The organism is Leclercia sp. LTM14, from assembly GCF_023736175.1.
In the GTDB taxonomy this organism is placed as follows: domain Bacteria; phylum Pseudomonadota; class Gammaproteobacteria; order Enterobacterales; family Enterobacteriaceae; genus Enterobacter; species Enterobacter barmai.
In genome coordinates this window covers 44,416-67,802 of record NZ_JAIKTT010000014.1, presented here as the reverse complement: position 1 = coordinate 67,802, position 23,387 = coordinate 44,416, and the positions used below count along the sequence as shown (strand labels likewise).

General features: G+C 50.9%; 24 protein-coding genes and 1 tRNA gene. 14 read left to right on the top strand and 11 right to left on the bottom strand.

Annotated elements, in window-relative coordinates; genetic code table 11:
* Window position 1 precedes the first annotated feature (1 nt).
* The 6 genes from alsE (at window position 2) to K5I40_RS21715 (ending at window position 4,939) form a co-directional block, all read left to right on the top strand.
* Window positions 2–679, top strand: coding sequence for a D-allulose 6-phosphate 3-epimerase (gene alsE, locus K5I40_RS21740; protein ID WP_039032106.1), 678 nt, complete (start codon window positions 2–4; stop codon window positions 677–679).
* A gap of 182 nt (window positions 680–861) precedes the next feature.
* Complete coding sequence (locus K5I40_RS21735; protein ID WP_039032105.1) at window positions 862–1,332, top strand: PTS sugar transporter subunit IIA; 471 nt, start codon at window positions 862–864, stop codon at window positions 1,330–1,332.
* A 49-nt stretch (window positions 1,333–1,381) separates the two neighbouring features.
* On the top strand, window positions 1,382–1,693 hold the full coding sequence (locus tag K5I40_RS21730) for a PTS fructose transporter subunit IIB (protein WP_039032104.1): 312 nt from the start codon (window positions 1,382–1,384) through the stop codon (window positions 1,691–1,693).
* 43 nt (window positions 1,694–1,736) lie between these two features.
* Window positions 1,737–2,843 carry a PTS fructose transporter subunit IIC gene (locus K5I40_RS21725; protein ID WP_039032103.1) on the top strand — a complete coding sequence of 369 codons (1,107 nt, stop codon included), beginning with the start codon at window positions 1,737–1,739 and terminating at the stop codon, window positions 2,841–2,843.
* Between the two features lie 228 nt (window positions 2,844–3,071).
* Complete coding sequence (locus K5I40_RS21720) at window positions 3,072–3,923, top strand: aldo/keto reductase (protein ID WP_223075575.1); 852 nt, start codon at window positions 3,072–3,074, stop codon at window positions 3,921–3,923.
* Window positions 3,924–3,949: 26 nt separating this feature from the next.
* On the top strand, window positions 3,950–4,939 hold the full coding sequence (locus K5I40_RS21715) for an aldo/keto reductase (protein WP_223075576.1): 990 nt from the start codon (window positions 3,950–3,952) through the stop codon (window positions 4,937–4,939).
* Window positions 4,940–4,973: 34 nt separating this feature from the next.
* On the opposite strand, the gene K5I40_RS21710 is transcribed toward K5I40_RS21715, so the two are convergent.
* Entirely contained in the window at window positions 4,974–5,867 is an 894-nt protein-coding gene (locus K5I40_RS21710) for a LysR family transcriptional regulator (protein ID WP_223075577.1), read from the bottom strand.
* A 148-nt stretch (window positions 5,868–6,015) separates the two neighbouring features.
* Between K5I40_RS21710 and K5I40_RS21705 the strand changes: the two genes are divergently transcribed.
* Together K5I40_RS21705 and K5I40_RS21700 are read left to right on the top strand one after the other, a co-directional pair.
* Window positions 6,016–6,807 carry an SDR family oxidoreductase gene (locus K5I40_RS21705; RefSeq protein ID WP_223075578.1) on the top strand — a complete coding sequence of 264 codons (792 nt, stop codon included), beginning with the start codon at window positions 6,016–6,018 and terminating at the stop codon, window positions 6,805–6,807.
* Window positions 6,808–6,919: 112 nt separating this feature from the next.
* Window positions 6,920–7,171: a DUF1471 domain-containing protein gene (locus K5I40_RS21700; protein WP_223075579.1), complete on the top strand. Its 252-nt coding sequence runs from the start codon at window positions 6,920–6,922 to the stop codon at window positions 7,169–7,171.
* A gap of 614 nt (window positions 7,172–7,785) precedes the next feature.
* On the opposite strand, the gene K5I40_RS21690 is transcribed toward K5I40_RS21700, so the two are convergent.
* Entirely contained in the window at window positions 7,786–7,983 is a 198-nt protein-coding gene (locus K5I40_RS21690; RefSeq protein ID WP_251929847.1) for a hypothetical protein, read from the bottom strand.
* 84 nt (window positions 7,984–8,067) lie between these two features.
* Window positions 8,068–8,144: transfer RNA gene (locus K5I40_RS21685), tRNA-Arg, on the bottom strand.
* 577 nt (window positions 8,145–8,721) lie between these two features.
* On the opposite strand from K5I40_RS21685, the gene K5I40_RS21680 reads away from it, so the two are divergent.
* Entirely contained in the window at window positions 8,722–8,889 is a 168-nt protein-coding gene (locus K5I40_RS21680) for a hypothetical protein (RefSeq protein ID WP_223075580.1), read from the top strand.
* Window positions 8,890–9,384: 495 nt separating this feature from the next.
* On the opposite strand, the gene arsC is transcribed toward K5I40_RS21680, so the two are convergent.
* Genes arsC through K5I40_RS21665 form a run of 3 tightly spaced genes read right to left on the bottom strand, consistent with a single transcriptional unit; the run spans window position 9,385 to window position 11,477 of the window.
* Window positions 9,385–9,810: a glutaredoxin-dependent arsenate reductase gene (gene arsC / locus K5I40_RS21675; protein WP_223075581.1), complete on the bottom strand. Its 426-nt coding sequence runs from the start codon at window positions 9,808–9,810 to the stop codon at window positions 9,385–9,387.
* Between the two features lie 12 nt (window positions 9,811–9,822).
* Window positions 9,823–11,112, bottom strand: coding sequence for an arsenic transporter (locus tag K5I40_RS21670; protein ID WP_223075582.1), 1,290 nt, complete (start codon window positions 11,110–11,112; stop codon window positions 9,823–9,825).
* 44 nt (window positions 11,113–11,156) lie between these two features.
* The gene (locus K5I40_RS21665) at window positions 11,157–11,477 is read right to left on the bottom strand and encodes a transcriptional regulator (RefSeq protein ID WP_223075583.1); all 321 of its coding nucleotides are present in this window, start codon (window positions 11,475–11,477) and stop codon (window positions 11,157–11,159) included.
* 85 nt (window positions 11,478–11,562) lie between these two features.
* On the opposite strand from K5I40_RS21665, the gene arsH reads away from it, so the two are divergent.
* From arsH to K5I40_RS21650, 3 genes are all read left to right on the top strand, one after another.
* Window positions 11,563–12,261, top strand: coding sequence for an arsenical resistance protein ArsH (arsH, locus tag K5I40_RS21660; RefSeq protein ID WP_223075584.1), 699 nt, complete (start codon window positions 11,563–11,565; stop codon window positions 12,259–12,261).
* 778 nt (window positions 12,262–13,039) lie between these two features.
* Entirely contained in the window at window positions 13,040–13,528 is a 489-nt protein-coding gene (locus tag K5I40_RS21655; protein WP_223075585.1) for an ImmA/IrrE family metallo-endopeptidase, read from the top strand.
* A 6-nt stretch (window positions 13,529–13,534) separates the two neighbouring features.
* Window positions 13,535–13,942, top strand: coding sequence for a hypothetical protein (locus K5I40_RS21650; RefSeq protein WP_223075586.1), 408 nt, complete (start codon window positions 13,535–13,537; stop codon window positions 13,940–13,942).
* Window positions 13,943–14,015: 73 nt separating this feature from the next.
* Here K5I40_RS21650 and K5I40_RS21645 read toward each other — a convergent pair whose 3' ends face one another.
* Entirely contained in the window at window positions 14,016–14,267 is a 252-nt protein-coding gene (locus tag K5I40_RS21645) for a GrlR family regulatory protein (RefSeq protein ID WP_405023075.1), read from the bottom strand.
* A gap of 539 nt (window positions 14,268–14,806) precedes the next feature.
* On the opposite strand from K5I40_RS21645, the gene K5I40_RS21640 reads away from it, so the two are divergent.
* Entirely contained in the window at window positions 14,807–15,055 is a 249-nt protein-coding gene (locus K5I40_RS21640) for an AlpA family transcriptional regulator (protein WP_223075588.1), read from the top strand.
* Between the two features lie 503 nt (window positions 15,056–15,558).
* Complete coding sequence (locus K5I40_RS21635) at window positions 15,559–16,113, top strand: DUF2335 domain-containing protein (RefSeq protein ID WP_062677028.1); 555 nt, start codon at window positions 15,559–15,561, stop codon at window positions 16,111–16,113.
* A 72-nt stretch (window positions 16,114–16,185) separates the two neighbouring features.
* Here the strand turns inward: K5I40_RS21635 and K5I40_RS21630 are convergent, their stop codons facing one another.
* From K5I40_RS21630 to K5I40_RS21615, 4 genes are read right to left on the bottom strand one after another with little or no spacing between them, the layout of a single operon-like run.
* Window positions 16,186–16,542: a Rap1a/Tai family immunity protein gene (locus K5I40_RS21630; protein ID WP_223075589.1), complete on the bottom strand. Its 357-nt coding sequence runs from the start codon at window positions 16,540–16,542 to the stop codon at window positions 16,186–16,188.
* Window positions 16,543–16,544: 2 nt separating this feature from the next.
* Window positions 16,545–19,094, bottom strand: a complete 2,550-nt coding sequence (locus tag K5I40_RS21625; RefSeq protein WP_223075590.1) for a hypothetical protein — start codon at window positions 19,092–19,094, stop codon at window positions 16,545–16,547.
* The gene (locus K5I40_RS21620) at window positions 19,094–20,791 is read right to left on the bottom strand and encodes a hypothetical protein (RefSeq protein ID WP_223075591.1); all 1,698 of its coding nucleotides are present in this window, start codon (window positions 20,789–20,791) and stop codon (window positions 19,094–19,096) included. The genes K5I40_RS21625 and K5I40_RS21620 overlap by 1 nt, the downstream gene beginning before the upstream one ends.
* Window positions 20,772–23,375, bottom strand: coding sequence for a transglycosylase SLT domain-containing protein (locus K5I40_RS21615; protein WP_251929851.1), 2,604 nt, complete (start codon window positions 23,373–23,375; stop codon window positions 20,772–20,774). The genes K5I40_RS21620 and K5I40_RS21615 overlap by 20 nt, the downstream gene beginning before the upstream one ends.
* Window positions 23,376–23,387 lie beyond the last annotated feature (12 nt).

Below are 23,387 nucleotides of genomic sequence, written 5' to 3'. Positions count from 1 at the left end.
TATGGCAGCTAAATTTTCGCCCTCGTTAATGTGTATGGATTTAACGCAGTTCAGAGAACAAATTACGGCAATGAATGGTCGGGCTGATTTTTATCACGTTGATATTATGGACGGTAGCTATGTAAAGAATATTACGCTATCACCGTTCTTTATCGAAAACCTGAAGAAAATTACCGATGTGCCAATTGATGTGCATCTGATGGTGAATCACCCGGAAGATATTATTCCAATGTGTATTGATGCAGGGGCAGATATTATCAGCTTCCATCCGGAGACGGCGAATAACAAAATCTTCCGTCTGCTGAACCAGATTAAAGACGCTGGTCGTCGCTGTGGCGTGGTTTTGAACCCGGCTACTCCAGCGGATGCTATTAAAGAGTACGCGCACCTGCTGGATAAAGTAACCGTCATGTCGGTTGATCCAGGCTATGCGGGGCAGAAATTTATTCCAGAATCACTCAACAAAATCAAACAACTGATTGCGATGCGCGAAGCGCATGGTTACCACTACCTGACGGAAATTGACGGCTCCTGCAACGAGAAGACCTTTAATGTCATCTCCCAGTCCGGCGTCGACGTCTTTATTGTGGGAACATCGGGCCTGTTCTCGCTGGCGGATAATGTCAGCGATGCCTGGGATAAAATGGTCGATATCTACCAGCGCGAAGTCGCTGCCTGAAAATTGCAGCGCGCTCAGCCGTATTGAGCCATCGCGCAGGACTAAGAGTCTATTTAACCGGTCTGTCTCTTTGCCCTCGCGCCTGATTTTTACGGTTGAGGGTGCTGTACCTCATTTATTATCAAGGTGAAATCTATGCACTTTGATAATTAACCCTGACTTTATTTTAACGAAGGTCGATGATGGATATTTCTCATGTACTTAATGTAAAAAACATCAAATTAAATATGGCGGCAAAAACGAAAGAAGAGGCCATTGAAGAATTAACGGATCTCCTGGTGCAGGATGGCGCCGTCATTAATAAAGCTGATTTTTTGAAAGATGTCTGGCTTCGTGAAGAACTGGATTCAACCGGGTTTGAAAATCATATTGCAATCCCGCACGGCAAATCTTCCGGCGTAGCGCGGACGGCACTGGCAATCGGACGAACCCAACATGATATTCCCTGGGAAACCATGGATGGCAGTGATGTCCGATGCATTATTTTATTTGCGGTGTGCTTAGTCGATCAGAATGCGACCCATATTCGGCTGCTGGCTCATGTTTCTGGCTCGCTGGCGGATGAAGATATTATTGATAAATTACTGCAAGAGAATGACCCTCAGAGAATTATTGATCTTTTAAATGCTGAAAGCGAAGGTGCTGGCGTTTAAAAAATGGGTTGTGTAACTGCTTACCATTAAATAAATCAAGGTGAAAGAGATGAATATTGTCGGAATTACCGCCTGTACCGTAGGGATTGCGCATACCTATATTGCCCAAAAGAAAATTGAAACTGCAGCAAAAAAAGCGGGTCACAATGTCAAAATTGAAACGCAAGGAACTATTGGTATCGAGAACGCTTTAACCGCTGAAGAAATTGCCCAGGCCGATATTGTGCTGCTCGCCGCTGATGTTCAGGTATCTGGAGAAGAACGGTTCGCCGGAAAGAGAATAGTAAAAGTTCCAACGGAAATGGCTGTGAAATCTCCCAACAAGCTTATTGAAAAGCTCGGTGAATTAGTGAATTCATAACTTTTACCTGTGCGTATCCTCTATAAATTAAAGGGCGTAATTTATGAATATAAAAGAAATATGGAAAGCAGCGAATCCTAAAGGTCATCTGCTAACTGCTATCTCGTTCTTAATTCCCATAGTGTGTGGCGCTGGATTTATTATTGCTATCGGTATGGGTCTTGGGGGTACGGTTCAGGACGCTTTAGTACCCGGTGAGTTTGATCTGTGGCAGGCCCTGGCAACCATGGGAGCCAAGGCGCTCGGACTATTACCCGTCGTGATTGCCATCGGTATTTCTGGCTCGATTGCAGGCAAGCCCGGCATTGCACCCGGTTTTGTCGTAGGTCTGGCTGCTAACGCCATTGGTGCAGGTTTTATCGGAGGCATGATCGGGGGCTACATTTCAGGCTATATCGCCCTTGCTATCATTAAAAATATGAAGGTCCCGGACTGGGCCCGGGGCTTAATGCCGACACTGATTGTGCCCTTTTTTGCATCGATTCTCAGTGCGTTAATCATGGTCTATATCATCGGTACGCCGATTGGTATTTTTACCGATGCGCTGACATCTTTCCTGAGAAGTATGGGGACTTCATCTAATTTACTCTTAGGTGCTGTTATTGGAGCGCTATGTATCATTGACTTTGGCGGGCCGATCAATAAAACGTGCTTTGCATTCGTTTTAACGCTTCAGGCGCAAGGTATAAATGAGCCCATTACGGCTCTGCAGTTAGTTAACACTGCAACACCTATCGGTTTCGGGCTTGCATTCTTTATCGCCAAACTTCTTCGCAAAAACATCTACAATAACGAAGAGATCGAAATGTTAAAATCGGCGGTTCCTATGGGGGTAGTCAATATTGTTGAAGGATCTATACCCATAGTGATGAATGACATCGTTCGCGGTATTGCGGCTGCTGCAATTGGTGGTGCCTGTGGCGGTGCCATCACCATGGTATATGGCGCAGATGCAACCGTCCCTTTTGGCGGCGTTTTAATGATTCCAACAATGTCACACCCAATGGCGGGTATTATGGCATTACTGGTTAATATATTGGTCACAGCGACTGTCTATGCAGTTATCAAAAAAGATGTTCCTCGGGATGTTGTCATAAACAATGATCATGAAGAGGAGGATATTAACCTGGATGACATCAAAATAAGCTAAGCGTATACGTCACCACAAATAACCAGCTGAGTAAATTATGGGCTTATTTAAGGGATGCAGATAAATATCTGCATCCCTTACGAAAAGAATAGAGCCTTTTGATGATACCCAGAACCAGTACCATTTGATTAATGAACACATCTAATAAACCCTAGCTAATTACCCCATCTAATCGAATAAATCAGTTTGCGTTATGATTTTCCAACACAAGAGCTGAAGGATAACGTCATGCAAACTGTAAAACTGAACAATGGTATTGAAATGCCCCTGCTGGGCTTTGGTGTCTTCCAGATGACGGATGCTGCTGAATGCGAAAGAGCCGTTCTTGATGCCATCGATACGGGATACCGCCTGATCGATACCGCCGCGTCTTACCAGAATGAAACCCAGGTCGGGAACGCGCTTAAACAGAGCGGTATCGCCCGCAACGAACTCTTTGTAACGACCAAACTCTGGCTACAGGATACGAATTACGAAGGCGCTAAAGCCCAGTTCGAACGCTCCCTGAATCGACTGCAACTTGATTACGTTGACCTGTACCTGATTCACCAGCCTTATGGCGATGTCCATGGAGCCTGGCGCGCCATGGAAGAACTGCATCAGGCAGGAAAAATTCGCGCCATTGGCGTCAGCAATTTCCATCCTGACCGAATGGCCGACCTTATCGCCTTCAACAAAGTTGCCCCTGCGGTGAACCAGATTGAAGTTAACCCCTTCAACCAGCAGCTACATGCCGTTCCATGGAATCAAAGCCATGGCATTCAACCGGAAGCCTGGGCACCGTTTGCTGAGGGTAAAAATGGCCTGTTCCAGCATCCCGTGTTAACGGCGATTGGCCAGAAGTACGGCAAAAGCGTGGGTCAGGTTGTGCTGCGTTGGATCTTCCAGCGAGGCATCGTTTCGCTGGCGAAATCGGTGCGCAAAGAACGCATGGAAGAGAACATCAACATTCTCGATTTTGAACTCAGCTCTGAAGATATGCTGCAGATTTCCGCCCTCGACACCGCAACCAGCGCCTTCTTCTCTCACCGCGACCCGGCGATGGTGGAATGGCTGACTGGCCGCAAACTTGATGTTTAAGTCGCGATAAAAGAGGTATTAATTCAATGCAAAAACGTTATCTGGGTAAATCCGGACTCGAAGTCTCCGCGCTTGGGCTCGGTTGCATGGGCTTAAGCCACGGCTACGGCCCGGCGACCGATACTCGTCAGGCTATCGAGCTCATTCGCGCAGCGGTTGAACGTGGCGTCACCTTCTTCGATACCGCTGAAGTGTATGGCCCCTTCCTCAATGAAGAAGTTGTCGGCGAAGCCTTAAAACCGTTTCGTGACCGTGTGGTCATTGCCACTAAGTTTGGTTTTACTTTTGGCGACGACAACAAGCAGCAGATTTTAAACAGCCGTCCGGAGCATATCCGTGAAGCTGTGGAAGGATCATTACGCCGTCTTAAGACTGATGTCATTGACCTGCTGTATCAACACCGTGTCGATCCGGATGTCCCGATTGAAGATGTTGCGGGTACGGTAAAAGACCTGATAGCTGAAGGCAAAGTTAAACATTTCGGTCTGTCCGAAGCGGGTGCGCAAACCATTCGTCGTGCGCATGCCGTACAACCGGTCACTGCGCTTCAAAGCGAATACTCCATGTGGTGGCGCGAGCCTGAGCGGGAGATCCTGCCGTTGCTGGAAGAACTGGGCATTGGTTTTGTGCCCTTCAGCCCATTAGGCAAGGGCTTCCTGACGGGCTCGATTAAGCCAGGAACCACTTTTGGCAAGGATGATTACAGAAGCCAAGTGCCGCGTTTCGCAGAGCAGGCGATTGAAGCCAATGAAAAACTGGTCTTATTGCTGGGTGAACTGGCGGCAGAGAAAGGTGTGACGTCTGCACAAATCGCGCTGGCGTGGCTGCTGGCACAAAAGCCTTGGATTGTTTCTATCCCTGGTACCACGAAACTGCACCGGCTGGAGGAAAACCTTGGGGCCGCCGACATCATCCTTTCTCAGGATGACTCGCGACAGATAACCCAGGCGCTTGAAACGATTAAAATCGTCGGCGAACGTTACTCTCCTGAGCATCAGGCCCGCACAGGACGTTAATATCCGGACGGGTCCGCTGAGACTGGCGGACCCGTTATTCATGGTAGCGAAGCGCATCGATCATCAGCGCAAATGCGGGCGGATGCTGCTTACGGCTCGGGTAGTAAAGATAATATCCGGGGAAAGATGGGCACCAGTCCTGCAAAACCTGAATAAGCTCTCCCGACTTTATATAATCCTGCACCCTGTCTTCAGGTATGCAGGCGAGGCCAAAACCCGATAACGCCGCATCAATCCTTTCCGCCTGCAGATTAAACGTTAGCTGCCCTTCCACTCTGACCCGTAACGGTTTCCCATCCTTCTCAAACTCCCAGTGGTAAAGCCCACCGGCTGTTGGCAGGCGCATATTGATACACCGATGATTTTGTAGCTCGTGCGGCGTTTCAGGTGCAGGATTTGCAGCGAAATAAGACGGCGCTCCTACCACGGCCATTTTCATGTCCGGCCCAATTCTTACCGCAATCATGTCCTTATCCACGCTTTCGCCCAGGCGGATCCCGGCATCAAAACGCCCCTCAACAATATCGACAAAGCCGTTATCAACAACCAGTTCGAGATTAATTTCCGGGTATTCCCTGAAGAAGGGTTTAAGCTTCGGCCATACCAGGCTTCGCGCTGCATGCTCCCCGGCAGATAAACGGATATTGCCGGAGGCAGTGCCGTTCAGTTGAACCAGCGATTCCAGCTCCTGTTCAAGATCGGCAATGCGAGGTTCAAGGCAGGCAATAATTCTCTCACCGGCTTCCGTAGGGGCAACGCTTCGGGTCGTGCGGGTTAAGAGGCGGATATTCAGCCTTTCCTCAAGGGCCTTCATCGCGTGGCTGAGTGCCGACTGAGAGACACCCAGTTTGCCCGCTGCTTTGGTAAAACTTCGCTCCCTTGCCACCACAAGAAAGATTTGCAGTTCGTTGAAGTTTTCTTTAAGCATCGGCGATTTCCTTATGGAGGCATTCCCTTCATCGCACACTCATGAAGGGTGTTCATAGACACAATCATTTTAGCCCTATTACTGACAATAATGATAATTGATATTGTGACCCTATCGAAAATAAGTCCGAATTATCAGAAGGTTTATCATGAAAATACTCATAGCAGGCGCGACAGGAAGTATTGGTCTTCATGTCGTGAATAGCGCTATTGAAATGGGCCATCAGCCCGTCGCGCTGGTCAGAAATAAACGCAAAATAAAATTACTTCCTCGTGGAACGGATGTTTTTTACGGCGATGTATCACTACCTGAAACACTCACCGAATTGCCGAAAGATATTGATGCCATCATTTTCACGCTCGGTTCTGATGGTCAGGGTCGTATTGGTGCCAGAGCGATCGACTACGGCGGAGTGCGTAATATTTTACGAATTTTCAAGGATACACCTGTTCATATCAGCCTGATGACCACGATTGGCGTGACTGAACGACTCAGTACCTGGAATCAACGTACTGAGGTTCATGACTGGAAAAGACGTGCCGAGCGTCTGGTCAGGGCCAGTGGTCATCCCTATACCATCGTCCGGCCCGGCTGGTTTGATTACAACAATGATGATGAACACCGAATCGTTATGCTTCAGGGAGATCGTCGCCATGCGGGAACACCAGAAGATGGTGTGATATCCCGGGAGCAAATAGCCCAAGTTCTGGTCAGTGCCCTGACCCACGACGAGGCAAAAAATAAAACCTTCGAGCTGGTGGCTGAGCAAGGCGAAGCACAGCAGGATCTTACCCCATTATTCGCAGATCTGCTGGCTGATGATCCACAAAAAATTGATGGGGTTCTGGACATAGACAATATGCTTCTGCGTGAAGAACCTGAGTGCATTATTAACGAGCTGAATTTGTATTCAAAAAAATTAACCAATCGACAACCCTGACAATTTTGTCATAAAGCGGTCAGCATCATGACAGCTTAGGTCTGTATATTTGAATACACAGACGGAGAAAATGACTCCAGTTTCAAACATAAATTTAAAAGAGGTATTAGATATGAAAGCATTGCTTATTACTACATTGGTCATGGGATTTATTTCTGTGAATTCCGCCTCTGCCGCTCAGGAAATTAACCATGCCGATGGGAAAGAGAAGATCGGTGTCGTCTCAGCCAGCAATGCCTATACGCTTGATGAATTATCGAATGCGCTTTCCCGTAAAGCTGATGAGCAAGGAGCAACGTCATTCAAAATCCTGTCAACCACGGGGAATAGCCGGTTGCACGGGGTTGCTGAAATCTATAAGTAAATCATTAGCATCTGGGACAGGATGTGTCACAACCTTCTTATGGGAGTTTGAAATGGTGCGATAATAGGAATAAAACACATATAGTCAACTTGATGTTTTTTATGTATTTATTTTTGTTTTAATTTATAGCATACCCCCAAATGTACCCCCACATTGATTTTCGCACCTTTGATGTGTCTACAATTTAACCAATATGGATAGCGTTGTTAGCCAAATTTATGGGGGTACATCATGAGCAGACAACTCGAACCATCATCATTAATAGACATGCTCTACATGACCAATGATTCTGGTTTCACTTCTAAGTTTTTTTACGACCAAATCAAAAAGGGTACCCTGCCACCGCCCATCAAATTCGGTCGTAATTCTCGCTGGTTGTTGAGTGATTACATTCAATGGAAGAATTCGCACTTACGCCGATTTTGATTCTGCGCACGATCCCAGCTGCAGAAATCACTCCATGTGTGCTTGAAAAGTGTTAGTTCAGTTGGTTCAGTTGGTTCAATTTGTAAAGATCATTGTTTTTAAAGATATTATTATCAAAAACTGAACCAACACACCCCATTTTTGAACCAACAAAAAGAGGCCGTGAACCAACACGCCGTTTAAAAACGCTAATCCCAACCTTCCGGTGGGCTAAGTGGACCACTGATTACCTCCGCTTCGCCATTGTGGCAGATCGCATCTCCCTGAGTAAGGTGCCAGACACCGGGGACCATCTGCCCCGTAGCCAAGTCCTCGAATACCTCCTTAGTAAAATATGCCACCTGAACTGATCCGGCGTACAATATCCAATAGAACCCCTCTTCCATACTCCCCCCTGCAAAAATTGAATTGTAACGCCCCTGAATGCTCCGTGGCCTTACCAAAACTTAATGATGAATGAAGAGATGCTGTGGTCCGCCATCGAGGACTCGAACCCCGAACCACAGAGGTAGAAACTCCGTGCTCTTTCCAGTTGAGCTAATGGCGGAAAAAAAAGACCAGCGATGAGCAGCTGGTCAGTGGGGTCATGCAGTTTTCTCTGCACTATGAGCACAAGCTCACGCGATTCGAATTATTAGTCGAGAGTATTATCAAATACCGGTTTAAAAATAGCATCTGAAATGCAAGATAAGCCAGGCGGCTGGAGAAATTTATTAAGGTTGCATGTGAATGCGGGATGGCTATGACATTGAACGCCGCCTCGCTAATACTGAAACCACAGTCAGTTGGCGCTTCGGTTCCGGTAGTTAGTCCCTCCACCAGCTGGTGGCTCACCTTCGCGCGCGTACTGGTCTCAAAACTCTTGACGCCTTCACAATCGGAAACCAGCCGGCCAGGGGAATACCTCACTGGCTTGCGCTGTTCTATCTGGTTGCAGGAACTGGTTAACGATGTCACCGAGGGTAAACAGATTACCAGCCGGGAATGAGCGTCCTCTGGTTGGCGCTGCTATGCGTGAAGCCTGTGCGTGAACTCCGGCGGCTATGCGTTGAGTTTCCACTTAGCGACTGCTGTTTTGCTGGTAACCTGCCTGGTAACCTCTCTTTTGGTAACCGGCGCTTTCGGTGGCAACCAGTCTGGCAACCTCGCGTTTGGCAACCACCTTTTCGCTGGTAACCTGCCTGGTAACCACCCCATTGGAAGCCGCTTCATCCGGTTACCAGAAGTGGTTACTGGTGCTGGTTACCCCTGCAGGTATCCATCCCATCCCTGCCGTTCTGGTGGATACCTGAGTGGATACCTCGCTTTTGGAAACCGGTACATACCCGTAAAGCCGGGAATGTAGATGCGGGAAAATCCCGTATGTTGGTGAGCGAATCAAAAGGGCAGATTTCTGCTTTTTAAAGAGGATTTTTGTCCTGTTTATCATCGCCGTTTTGTCAGCCAATGCCGTTGGCTCTCAAACCGACATGACAACTTTTGACAGTTCTCGACATGGGCGGGGTGGGATTTCCCCACCTTTAGGTTAAGCCCTCCCCTTTCGCCGCATCGTTGAACAACCGTTGGACAAGCTGACGGGCGCACTCAAAGACAGCGCCGGGAGTGACTCGCTGAAAGATAGCTTGTTACTCTGGCGTCTTGCGCGTGACTATCAGTCACTCACAGACTCTCATAACCCGGGAATTTGCCAGAGGACATTTTTGTCCTTTGGCAGCTCTGCAGGTTCGCACGTAAAGATGGCAAAACCCTGCGAACCAGAATGCGAACCTCTTTCCGATTGATTTTGTCTATTTCACCCGCCTCCCTGTTTCATCAATGATCTGTTCGCCATCCTCTTTCGTGAAGGCGCTGTTTTGAGGTTCTGGAATAATGTCCAGCACTACCTCAGAAGGACGACACAATCTGGTCCCCACTGGGGTTACGACAATGGGGCGATTGATCAGGATGGGATTCTGCAACATAAATTCTATCAATTGCTCATCAGCAAATGTGTCCTCATCAAGACCCAGTTTTTCGTAGGGTTCAACGTTCTTACGCAACAAGGCGCGCACCGTAATTCCCATATCCTTAATCAGTTTGATCAAATCATCCCGGGATGGAGGTGTATCGAGATAATAAATAATGGTCGGTTCGTTACCGCTGTTACGAATCATCTCCAGCGTATTACGCGAGGTGCCACAGGCCGGATTGTGGTATATGGTAATGTTGCTCATATCAGTATCTCATTACAAAGTGACAGAGAGCCGCCACGCCAGCGCGGCCAGAGTGACAAACAGCACGGGCACAGTCATGACAATGCCGGTGCGGAAATAATATCCCCAGGTGACCGTCATATTTTTCTGGGCAAGCACATGCAACCACAGCAGTGTAGCCAGACTACCGATAGGGGTAATTTTCGGGCCTAAATCGCAGCCGATCACATTTGCATAAATCATTGCCTCTTTGACGACGCCGGTTGCTGTACTCCCGTCAATCGACAGCGCGCCAATCAGCACCGTCGGCATATTGTTCATCACCGACGACAGGAACGCGGTCAGGAAGCCGGTACCGAACGTTGCTGCCCATAAACCTTTGTCTGCCAGCAGGTTCAGCACGCCTGACAGGTGCTCTGTAAGGCCAGCATTGCGCAGGCCATAGACCACAAGGTACATGCCCAGCGAGAAAATCACGATCTGCCATGGCGCACCGCGAAGGACTTTCCCGGTGCTGATGGCATGGCCTCTTTTCGCCACCACAAACAGCACTGCTGCGCCAGTAGCCGCTATCGCACTGACAGGGATCCCCAGCGGCTCCAGAACAAAGAAACCAACAAGAAGCAATAAGAGGATAATCCAGCCCGCCCTGAAGGTTGCCGGATCCTTTATCGCACTGGCTGGCGTCTTCAGCAGCGAAACGTCATATGTCGCCGGAATATCCCTGCGGAAGAAAAGATGTAGCATGACAAGTGTGGCTACAATCGCTGCCACGTCCACAGGGATCATAACGGAGGCGTACTGCGTAAACCCTAGGCCGAAGAAATCTGCTGAGACGATGTTCACGAGATTAGAAACAATGAGCGGCAGGCTGGCTGTATCTGCGATAAATCCTGCGGCCATTACAAAGGCCAGTGTCGTACCCTGGCTGAACCCTAGTGCGAGTAGCATCGCAATCACAATCGGCGTCAGGATCAGTGCCGCGCCGTCATTTGCAAATAACGCCGCAACAGCGGCCCCCAGCAACACTATCCAGGTAAACAGCAGGCGGCCACGTCCGTTACCCCAGCGGGAGACATGCAGTGCGGCCCATTCAAAGAATCCAGACTCATCGAGCAGCAGGCTGATGATGATGACCGCAATAAATGCCGCCGTCGCGTTCCAGACGATATTCCACACAACGGGAATGTCAGCGATATTGATGACACCGGATCCCAGCGCCAGCACTGCCCCGATACTCGCGCTCCAGCCAATACTCAGGCCTCTGGGTTGCCAGATCACCAGAACCAGCGTCAGTAAAAATATACTCCCTGCCAAAAGCATTTCAGACTCCATTACATATGATTATGTGAATATGTTTCACTACTTCAGCATGAAGTGCAGGCTGATTTGCCCAGACATTCGCGCACATCCTCTCGCAGACATTGCCATGACGTCGTGATTGTTTCAGCTGCCCACGCCGGTATGTGGGGTGACAGACGATAGTGGATCCACTTACCTTCCCGACGGTCAAGAACGAGCTCAGCCTCGCGAAGGATAGCCATATGTCGTGAAATTTTGGGCTGTGATTCGGAGGTGGCCGCGCAGATATCGCAGACGCAAAGTTCTCCTGACTCCCGGAGAAGCATGACGATGGCAAGCCGTGTTTCATCCGACAGGATTTTGAAAAGCTGAACAGGTTGTAGCATTTTTAACTCCATTCCCTTTAGAATACGCATATGTTAAATCATATGTATTAACTTTGAAATCACCAAATATCTCCGGAGGAGAAAAATGGAGCAATTTCCTGCCCTGAATACTGAATGCTTTGATCAACATATCGCTGAACGCCTGCAACTGCAGGAGCCGCCACGAATTCTGATCCTGTATGGCTCAGTAAGGGAACGCTCCTACAGCCGCTTTGCTGCAGAAGAAGCAGGTCGTCTGCTGACGGCGATGGGCGCAGAGGTGAAACTCTTTAACCCCTCCGGTTTACCTCTACCAGATGATGCGCCAGACACGCACACTAAAGTCATCGAACTGCGCGGTCTGGTCAGATGGTGTGACGGAATGGTTTGGAGTTCCCCGGAACGACACGGGGCTATGAGCGCGGTTATGAAGGCGCAGATCGACTGGATACCCTTAAGTGAAGGCGCGGTTCGTCCTTCGCAGGGCAAAACACTTGCTGTCATGCAGGTCTGCGGCGGTTCGCAGTCCTTTAATGCCGTCAACCAGATGCGTATTCTGGGTCGCTGGATGCGGATGTTCACGATCCCTAATCAATCTTCCGTCGCGAAAGCTTGGCAGGAATTTGATGAGAATGGACGGATGAAGCCTTCTCCCTGGTATGACCGTATCGTCGATGTCGCCGAGGAGTTGTTTAAAATCACGCTGCTGCTTAAGGGTCACACAGATTATCTTGCTGATCGCTACAGCGAGCGAAAAGAGAACCATCAGGCGCTATCTGAGCGGGTCAATCAGGCCAAAATCTGAAACTGTAAATGCCGTTGCGGCACCCAATACTCTATTGGTTTCTGCTGTTTATAACCTATGCCATTCGGCTTATGAGGGTTTAGACGCGAGCCCGTGGAAGCAACCTTACCTTGGCTGGTGGCCACACTGGATATTTATCAGGCCGCCGGAACCATAACAAACCATAACAGGCGCTGCGCACTAACAATGACTAACAGGATACTGCGCACTTCCCTAGTTTTCCCTAGCGGATAGCTGCGCACCTGAAGTTATCTGAAGCACCCAGACAGGCCTTTGCGCAGTCACAATATCAGCTTTTATCAACCCTTCATGGGGTAAGGCAGAATTGCGCAGTTTGCGTATTACTGCGCAGTGCGCAATTTTGCGCAGTTCTGTGCGCAGATTGAGGGGGGATCTCTCTGGCGTGATATTGGGCTACCAGCCATTATCTGCCAGGCATTGAAGGGGCTTTGAAGGGGTGATCTGTGCGGGGTGTCAGCGCCGTAATGCGCAGTCTAGGCGTTAGGATTCGTGAGGTGTTGACGGCAAAAAAATCTCCCGGCCAAGGTAACGATCCAATCCACCAAAAGATTGGCTGTCGCCGCTATCCACCTTGTCAGCAAAAACATTGTTTTTTGAGCTGTTAAGCAGGTAACCCACAGAATTATGTTCCTAAGGCATAGGGCATTGGATATGATGTTTTTGAGCCTGAGTAACGTTCCAGGTTTGTCAAGAGAGGTACCTCTCACCATAATTTGAAATATTTCGATGATGAAATGAACGTGAGTTTGGAGGAAATATGGCAACTAACCCAAGAGCGCATGCCCGGCGAGTGCTGGATACTGTCTGGTGTAACAGGGGCTTTCCGGTCGATCCCGTTCAAATTGCCAAAGAAATGGGGCTCGATGTCTTTGTCACTGAGCTGCCTGGCTCCGTTTCCGGCGCACTAATCAAACAGAAAGACCAAGACCCGGCGATTTTCTTAAACGCTGATGACGCCCGTGTGCGCCAGCGCTTTTCGTGCGGCCATGAGTTAGGCCACTACATATCTCGTCAGGTTGATAACAATGATGTTTACGAGTATGTGGACCTGCGCGGTGAGAAGGCCAGCAATGGCACTGACCCCGAGGAGATTTTTGCAAATCAGTTCTCCGCGGAACTGTTAATGCCTGTTGACGCCGTTAAGGATTTGATTGCGCAGGGCTACCCTAACTATGCGATGGCACACTATTTTGGCGTTTCGGATGATGCTATTCATTATCGCCTTAAAAAGCTGGGGCTGAAGTAAATCTGAATGTCTGAAGAAAACCAAGAATCATTCAAGAACTCGATTGCTCAACAGCTCAAAGAAACACTAAACGCACATCGCAAGCTGGCAGAAGAAGATGAGGCAGACCCAATTAAGGTGGATGAGCAAAAGCCGCCTATAGCTAAAGAGGTTAGCCATTTAGATCCTGAAAGACAACGGCTGAATAACGTTGACTTTGAAGCTGAAATCAAGCTCAAGAAATCTTACGGTAAATGGTTCTTAATTATCCTCGCCTGCCAGCTTCTAATCATGAACGGCGTATTTATTCTTGTTGGTTGGTCAAAGCTTAGCTTCAAGGATGACCTTACCCTTCAGTTGTACATGGGGGGAACAATGACGGAGGTTTTTGGCCTGGTCCTCGTTGTTACTAAGTATCTTTTCAAGCGCCGCTGACATTAATCAGGCGCTGGGTTTATGTTGACGACAACAAAAAACCGCCCGGAGGCGGTTTTGGAGTCTGTGAACCTTAAATCAAGCCACCGATAAATTTTGCCTGTACAGCCAAGTTCGCGCCAGGCACACCTGCAATACTGCCCTCAAGGTAATAACCATCGCCAATATCTCTGAGAGACAGATCCATCACATAGTCGTTTAGGCCTGCAATAACGTTTTGTGCAGAAGGATTATGACGTGATACATGAAGGTTCAATCTTCCATCCTGGATGCGCCCCTGATAGGTAAACCCAAAATCGCCACCGTTGACCGCACCTTCCTTCACAACGACCGTTCCGCTTCCAACATCATTTTGACCGCTTCTAAACACGACAAAATAAATACCGTTTTCATGTGTGTAATCCCTTAAAATGAAAACACCTAATTCAGGTGCTTAATGTTTATTGGGTCACTACGTTTTGATTCAACCAAAAAAAATCTGAGGGCGTTATTTTTTTGCATGATGTGATCATGCTCAAGTTCAACCTTTCCGATGCTGATATTGCCGGTATTCCGTTCATATGCATATAGATTTACTTCTTAACTTACTACTTGCCACCCCCGCGCTGCTACCGCCGATATCTACGCCATCACTGACGTTCTGACGGAGCATCAGTGCCTGCTTCCATTAGCAAAAATGCCCTTTTTATAAGGTCGATTTCATACAGTAGTTATACATATATCTAGTGCCACTTTTTCTTAAACAGTGACCCTATACAGCCTGCCTCATAGTGCCACTTTTTAAAAAAGTGACCCTATGCAGCTCCTACATAGGGTCACTTATGGATGAAAAGTGACCCTATGTAATAACTACCTGGAGGGCTTATGAAACGAGCAATCGGGAAGAAAGAATTGATGAACATGGTCCCACTGTCATGGAGCACGATCGGACGCCTGGAAGCCGCTGGCAAATTCCCAAAGCGCTGGTATATCACCGATCGCCGCTGCGCGTGGAACGGCGATGAGATCGAGCGGTGGCTTGATGAGCGCCAGGCTAACAGCCCGGCAGAGTTCGCTGGGAAAAAGCCGCCACTTGAGCAGCGCGTTTACCGGCCAGTCAGCAAAGATCCATAGGGGCACCCTGGTGCTCAAGATACCGCCTTGCAGCATGGCTAAGCAGTCTCGTCGGCCTCTTTATCCGCAGCCACGCGCAGTACATCAGCCAGAAAAAGTCAGCTTACTGACAGAGGCATGACACGGCGCAAGGATGCGCCTTTTGCAGTTACAATTACCAATAAGTATTTACACTGCTTGTCGTTCAAAGCATTATACTGATGCTTGAAATTACCCTACGGGTAATCGTTTAGTCGAGGTGCACATGAGCAGAAGATATAACAAAGAGCTGGCGTTAGAGTCAGGAAGCCCTTTGGGTATCGTTCCTCGATCTGACTACTCCAGAATTGTTAAAAGAGACTCATCAACCGGTAGGTTTATCGAACAAGATATGCGTGCCGTTGGTGATGACCTGCGTAGAGCCACGGTCACGGTTTATAGAAAGTCCGTTGTCAGAAATGGCAAGCGAGTGGACGCGCCGCAAGGCAAAGCTTTTGCGTTAACGCTACCAAAGGAAGGTTTTGATGCAGCCGGAGCACCCAAAACAAGTTCCACAGGCTTCGACAAATACGCAAGACTATACTGGCAAACAAAGCGATAGTCCTGAATTTGAAGAAGTAGAGGAGGATCTCAGCAAAGAGATCATCGAACATCCAGATGCTTTCTCACGCGTACTCGATAGACCTGAAATCCAGGAAATTGTCGTAGCTCATCACGCGTTCCAGGGGCCATTGCCACCACCCTACCTTCTACGAGGGTATCAGGACATTCTACCTGATGCCCCTGAACGCATTTTCCAGCTGACAGAAAAGGAATTTGCTCATAGGCAAAAGATGGAAGAGAAGGCATTGGATGGAGCAATTAACAGAGATCAGCGAGGACAACGATTTGGTCTGGGCGCTACTCTCTTCACGGTGGCTTGCGCGACTCTTTTAGGACTGACTGGTCATGAGGTTTTGGCGGGTGCGGTCATAGGAACAGTTGTTGCGGTAGCCTGTATTTTTGTTCTCAGGCAGAAGCCAAGCATTAAAAAGCAACCTGAAGACAACAATAATGTTGAAGAGGAAAAGCCCGCATAGCGGGCTTTTTTTGTGGGCGTGAGCCTGACTTTGTGACATGTCACGCTAATTGTTGCCCAGCGCATCTGATAGCTATTTGCACCGAAACGAATCCTGCATGGCGGCAATCACCAAACTTTCAGCTGAGTTAACTCTTTTATCAGGATTAGCATTTAGGTATTTATAAATTACATCGGCATAAGTTTGAATTTTCCCGTTTGGCTGGCAAAAGACTCGGGCCCCCTCAGTACCATAAGCATCGATCATTGATGCCGCATACCCTAGGAAAACACCAGCCTGAAGTTGATTGTCTGGCGTTCTGCTGGAGGTCTGTTCGGCTTTTTTATATTCCTGGGCATATTGGTATAACTGCTGGCCATCGTAGAATTTCGCTTCTGCTGGAATCAAAAACGAGCCGAAAAGAAAACAAGCAATATATTTAACATTCACTATTATTTCCCTAACATAAACTGTGACGGTGGGATCAGGAAGTCGTTACCCTGCTCACGCTCAACCCGGCGCTGATATCGCTCCAAAGAGCCAGGGTCAAGCGCATCCTGTATGCGGTTCAATATGAGACCGTTCATTGCTGTGCGTAGCCAGAATACGTTCAGGAACGGCGTATTGTCCAGAGAGGTGCGATACCAGTCGCCCAGGTCGGCATCACCGCGTGTAGTGCTTTGCAGTAGCGTGATTATGCTATCGGCATTGGATGCCGCCGGGCCCATCAGGGATGTAACAGGTCCTGCCCCCATACGGTTTACTTCGCCAAACATGAAATCGCCCAGGATACCCAGACCACCTCCCTGAGCCGCAGCAGCGAGGAAAGTTTTGGCATCAGCCGGGCGCGGCGTTTGGCCCTTAAGAAGAAGCTTGGCCTGCATTGACGTGTAACCAAACAGCGTCGCCCACACAAACAGGTTAGCAGCGCCAATGAATGCGCCACTGCCATTCCGCATAAGCGCATTGGTCATCGATGTGGTTTTCGATTCGCCCAGCCCGGCGGGAGTATAGCCGCGGCCAAACACCTCACGGCCCAGCACGTTCTGCATGAAGCTGGCGGTAAAGGATTTGTACTGGCCGGCGAACCGGATCGCCTCCCCTGCCACTGTTCCCGGCACGGTCCCCATCTTCATAAATGCCTGAGTACGATCGCCAGGCTCCGACATAGCGATGTTCAGGCGATCGAGGATGTAGCCGCGCAGCTGCCCCTCCAACTGGTCGCGGGCATCTGAGATGGCGCGCTCGGTTGGCGTCAGCCCTTTGCTCTGCACATACCCGGAGATGACATCGTCCGGCACGCCACGAATGCCGCTGGTCGTCATGAACTTACGGCCTTCGCTGTCGGCCATGTCCATGTGGCGGAAGATCTCCCACTCACGATCTCCAATGTCGTGCAGGTCCAGCACCCGGCGCAAGTCCTCCGGCAGGCGGGCATGCGCCTGGTCAGCGTTCTGCGCCAGCCAGTTGGTGATCATCATGGCGTTGCTGTTGCGCCCGCTCTCCGTCCAGAAGTTCATCAGGTTGTACTTGAAGAACAGCTGCTGGGCGCGACCCATTTTCCCGGTCAGGCTGTCATCGCCTGAGATACGGCGGATGATCTCCTGCGTCATCGCATCGGAATAAACGCCGATCGATGAAAGAATTTCCTTTTGCTCAGCACTGGTATAGCGGGTAAAACGCCCTTTCATCGCGCCCAGCACTGCCTGCATGAAGTTCTGGCCTTGGTAACGCATCTCGGTAGCGGAGATAGGCACGTCGTTGAATGAGGAAATCACCGCGCCGCCGAGTTGACTCATACGCAGCCAGCCGCGCACGTTAGCTGAACCATTGGCCCAGCCAACACTACCTGGTATGTTTAGAGAACCATCAACCTGTGGCATTACAGTACGGTTAATACGTTTTACTTTGGTATTAAAGTCAGCCAATGCAGCAGGATTTCCTGACTTTTTGATATCTTTTTCAATGGTGCTAGCCAGATAATTGAACATATTTTGCGGGTTAGTGCCCAGCATCCGCATCATACCCGTCGTGCGCGCCGCGCTGTTCAGGCCTCCGAATACTGCCTCGCGCAGGCTGCCAGTACCGAATTGCTCATTGTATTCGTGCCATGTCACACCGTCTTTAAAGTGCAGCACGCGCTCCTGGCTGGCGCGTTTCGCCGCGTTCGCCGATCCCTTGAAGCCATTCATCCAGTCAGGCTTTTCAGAGGTCAGGTGCACACCAGATGCCAGTCCATCAAAAACGTCACTCAAAAAACTTTCGCGGTCGGTGATCCCGTCAAAGGTGACATCATCCAGACGAGGGAGAATAGCATTGCGCCAGGACTCATACCCGGCGGCTCGGATTTTCAGGATGTCATGCGACTGCCGGACGATGTAGCCAGGCATCTTGCCGATCCAGGCGCCAGCGCGGTTTTCATCTACGCGAGCAGTTTCCTGCCACTTCATGATGATCTTCGCAGCGCTGACTGATTGCTGTGTCATACCGTCTGTTTTCTCCCCGCGCCCGATGCGCCACATAGCGTCGGCGATCTCGCGGTCGTTGCTGCCGCTGGCGATAAACTTCACCAGGTCAGCTCGGTCGAAATCGTAGTTGATCCCGGCATGGTACTTGCCGCGCAACTGTGACACCTCGGAAGATACAGAGCGGCGGGAACCGGTGCGAGCATCGTTACGCCCCACCAGCAGCGCTTCCAGACCGATATCAGGGCGGTCTTTCCATGTGGTTCGCAGTTCTCCCAAGCGCTGGGCAGCGATGCGGGTGTTGATAGCCTTGTTGCGGGCCTCTATCTGCTTCGCCAGCACGTCGGCGTTACTCAGCTCCTCTGCGGCCCGCAGCGCAGCCTCTTCAAGAGACAGCGCCTCGTTGCCCGCCATAATCCGCTCAGTGGTATCGCGCATGTCGCGCACCAGCGTCTCCATTTCATCAGGTGACAGGTCGCGCCCGGCGGCGGCGTTAACTGTGCGCTCACACTGCGTTAAAAAGTCATTGGCTGCCATCAGATCCCCCGGTTAATCATACAGGCGGCAAAGGCCCGGAAAGCGTTGCTGATGCTATTGTCGCTGGCCTCGGCCCGAATAGCGTTAAGGTTTTCGCGCATCGTGGCCGCAAGCTCCGGGTTGTCGACGGCGATATCGTCCAACAGCGCGTTGCTCAGGTTAAACTCGTTTTCGAGATCGGCAGCGGCGGCGGTGACCTCGTGGTCTGCCTGTTGGGTTTCGCGGTAAACACGATCAGCGGTTTCGCTGATCGGGCGCGCGGCTTCATCCATCTGGCGCACCGGGTTCTGTATGCGCTGAATGGCGCGCTCACGCAGCGCCGGAGTATGCAACTCATAGAACGGCTCAACGTCCGGGCTGCGACCTTCCATCATGTGCGCCAGCGCGGCGCGGTACGCCTGCTGGTTAACCGCCCAGTCAGCCTCGCGTATAGCTCCGGCTGCTGTACGTACAGCACCTGCCACGGGCGACATCTGTATGCCATCCCGGATCTGCTGCGCACGCTCAGCAATACGCACCTTCAGGTCGTCGGGGATCTCACCCTTATTAACCTGAGACTGGCGGCCACGCGCCTGCTCGGCGGCGGCATTCTGCTCCAGCGTGCGGTTGATTTCATCGTTGCGCGAGGTGAATTTATCCTTTTCTGCCTGGACATCTTTCAGCGCCCGCGCCCGCGCATCTTTGAACTTCATCCGCTGAGACTGGTAATCGGTAGTGCGCTGCTGCACGGTGGCGTCCAGCGCGTCCGCCTGGCGCTGGTTGGTAGTAAGCTCGGTGCGCAGATCAGCCACGTTATCGATCTGCCCTGTCTGTAGCTCCCGCTGCTGCGCCATATACTCCGGCACAACATCGTCATACGCACGGCTCCAGGCATAGTTCTCCGCGTCGCTGGAAATGGCCGCAGCCAGATCTGAATTAGTCCCGCGCTCCGGTATGTTGACGCCTGCAGGGATGTTATCGGGGGTCAACACTGGTGTAGGCTGCGCGTCCTGGGTAGGGATCGCTGTTTCTGATGCAGCATGCTCAGCTGCGCGTCGTGAGCGCACCAGTTCAGATATCACCCCACCACCAGCGTGCATCAGACCGCCCGCCAGTGTGTTGAAAAATGTGCTCTCAAGCGCATTGCCGTACGTGAAGTCGTCGCCCTCAGCAGCTGCTGCCATCGCAGTAAATGGAACTGTGGCCACTGCCTGCGCAGCGCCCAGGCGGGAGCCCGCAACAAAGCGCTCACCGAAGCGGCCCAGCATGGAAGCCGCCCGCGCTTCACCAGCAAAAGGCACAAACGCCAGCGCCACGTTGCCGGGATCGGCCATTGACCCGGCTAGGCTGGCAGCGAAGTTAAGCGGGGTCGCTACCCAGCCAGAAGGCGCAGACGCGGCGATCTGCTGGCGCGCTAACGAGTTTTTGCGCTCAGCAACAACGTGGTCAAGAAATGCCTGGGTAACGCCTTTCTCCGGCACATTGATGCTCTTCACGCCATATTGTTTCAAACGCTCGTCGGCATCAGCTTTGCTGACTACTGTAGAGTTTGGATCGTCCGCCAGCGCGTCGGCTTGCGCAAAGCGGTAACCGGACATGACCGGCCCTTCCTCAAAACCTTGCTTAAGAGAAGACAGCAGCGATTCACCCAAACCGGATGGAGCATTGCCAATTGGCTGGTTAATCCCCAGCCCAGGATCATCGGTATAAATTGGCATTTGCGTCCCTCATACCTTCGGCCATATTTGTCTGAGGCGAAGAAGGCTGACGGCCCAACTCTTCAACAAATTGCCTGTTTCTTTCCTCTGATCGCTGCATTGATTCGCCAGGTGTATAGGTGTTAATTCTCGATAGGTCTTTGCTCAGATTATTGAAGTAGGAGCGATTAACCGCACCCAGCTTAGACAGGTCCTGGAACGAAACAGAAACAGGTCGACCGTCTGAACCGTTAACGATCATACCGTTAAGCATCAGCGTCAGACCCGTCTCGTTGCTGTTCGTGACCCACTGGGCGCTTTCTTTGATGCGTGACAGGCTCTGATGGCGGTTCACTTCCTCCGGTAGTCTGGGATCGCCTATTAGCGGCATGATCTGCTCAGCTGTCAGCGACTCAAGGTATTTGTCTGCCCCGTCGTTGACGTCGCGCAAATCCACCCCAGCTCGGTTAGGCAGCCGCCACGTGCCGCTGGTCTGGTACTGTTCGCCGAGAATGTCCTGGTATGCCTGTGTTGCCGCGACAGAGGCTGACATGCCGCGCTGCATGTTGATGTAGGTCAGGCGCTTGCCCTGCTCGTTGAAGTTGTTCCAGACGGCAGTGCCGCCGGGCTGTACGACCATCGTGCTGGCAAAGCCTTTCGCCTTATCATTCCAGGATGAATCGGCACTATCGGCGTCGGTTTTTTCAAAGCTGCCTCGTAGGTCTGAGGTTTTAACACTTCGGCTCTGCCAGAGCGCATTGGCGGCGCGAGGATTCTCTGTGGCCATGATCACCTGCAGCGCCGGGTACGCATTTTTCTGCACCTGCTGCATGACCTGATCGGAGTATTTCCCAAACGACTGCGCCACCGCCTGAATAGCCGTAACGCTGGATTCTTGCGTGTTGTCGATGCGCTGCAACAGGCTGTCGATCATGGTATCTGGCAGCACTTTTTTGCTGTTAATGCCCAAACGGTCTTTCTCCGCCTGGATGCGCGATACCAGGTATTCCCCTGACTGCTGATCATTCTGGTACTCAGCAAACGCTGATTTAACCACTGGGGAGTTCAGCTGCAGCCAGTTGCCGGGATCGGCTTCGCGGGCTTTCTGCACCTGGTTTAATTTCGCTTGGGCAGATGAGTAAAGTTCGGCTTTGTATTTGAAGTCAGGATCTGCCTCTTTCGGCATCATGGCCTGTACGGCTGCTATGCCCTGCTGGGCGCTGCCCTGCACAATGGTCTGGTAAACGGGTTGCAGCGTCATCGCCTGCTGATACTGCTGGTAGGTTTTCTCCATCTGAAGACGTTCGGCGGGGGCAGCCTGCAGCGGCATCACCGCCGCCCACTCGCGGGCAGAGATCGGGTTCACTGGTTGGCCAGCTTCAAGCTTCGCGAGATCGTCCTGCATGCGGCCCTGAATTGCCACGCGACCGGCCGCGGCTTGCATGTCGTACAGACCGGCAACCTTACTCATCATCTGCGATTTTTTATCAGGACTCATGGCGTTCCAGAATGGCTGAGCGATGAGGTTTTCCATCGTCGCGGAACCAGGGATTGCTCCCGCGCTGCCAGTGATTTTTGCAACGTAGTTACGCGTCTCCTCGTAGGGGATAGCAGCGGCAAACTGGGCATTAGTGATTTCGCCGCTGCGCGGGTCGCCTATCTGTTTTATCCATCCATCAACCGCGCCGGGACCAGCGTTATACGCGGCCACCGCCAGCACGGGATTATTGTCATATTTCTGCATCTGTGCGCCGAAGTATGCCTGGCCCAGCTTCGCGTTGTAGCGAGGGTCGTTCAACCACTGATCCCGATCCCATGGCAGGCCAGCCAGTCGGGCAGCTTCAGGGCCGGTATCTTCCATCACCTGGGCAACGCCTACAGCACCTTTTGGTGACACAAGCGGGGTTCCATCTTTTCCGAACTGGTTCCCACCGCTTTCCTGCCAAATCATCGCGGAGAATAGTTGAGAAGCCGAAGGGGTATCGGTAATTTCAATCTTACCGTTTGGACCCATCATCTGCTGATAAGTAGGCGTGTACCAGGATTCACTTGCCCTGTTAGCAGCTTGTTCACGCCACTGCCCCCAGTTAGCCTCGATCTCTTCAGGGCTTTGTCCATGAGCCTGTCCAAACGCCATAATTGAGGCTCTGGCATTTAAAGAAGCTTGGTTGAATAGGGCTGGATTGGATATGGCTTGCTGGGCCTGTAATGACAGGTATCCTTTTTGCTGCCCAGTTTCATATTGCCTACGCTGACCTAACTCGTACCGTTCGGCCTGGGTAGCAAATTGCATTCGCTGCTGTTGGGCCTGCTTTAAAAATACGTTTCTTGCGGATTCAGGTAACGAGCCGGCAATACTTTGCACCTCGTTATCAAATTTCTGGATGTATCCAGGGGCTTGGCCAATGGCATTTTTCCCTTGGCGGGACAGCAGCCCTTCATTAGGGTCATCCATCAATCCGCTTCCGACTGCGTAAAGCTTTTGGGTTGCGTCTTGAGTTAATGCGAGATCGGCTTGTTGCTTGGCCTGACCGAAAACATCAATAGCTTTTGGCGCGACCTGCGCAATTGCGTCACCGATGTTTGGATGGTCGAAGGCCTGCATACCAAGTGTCTG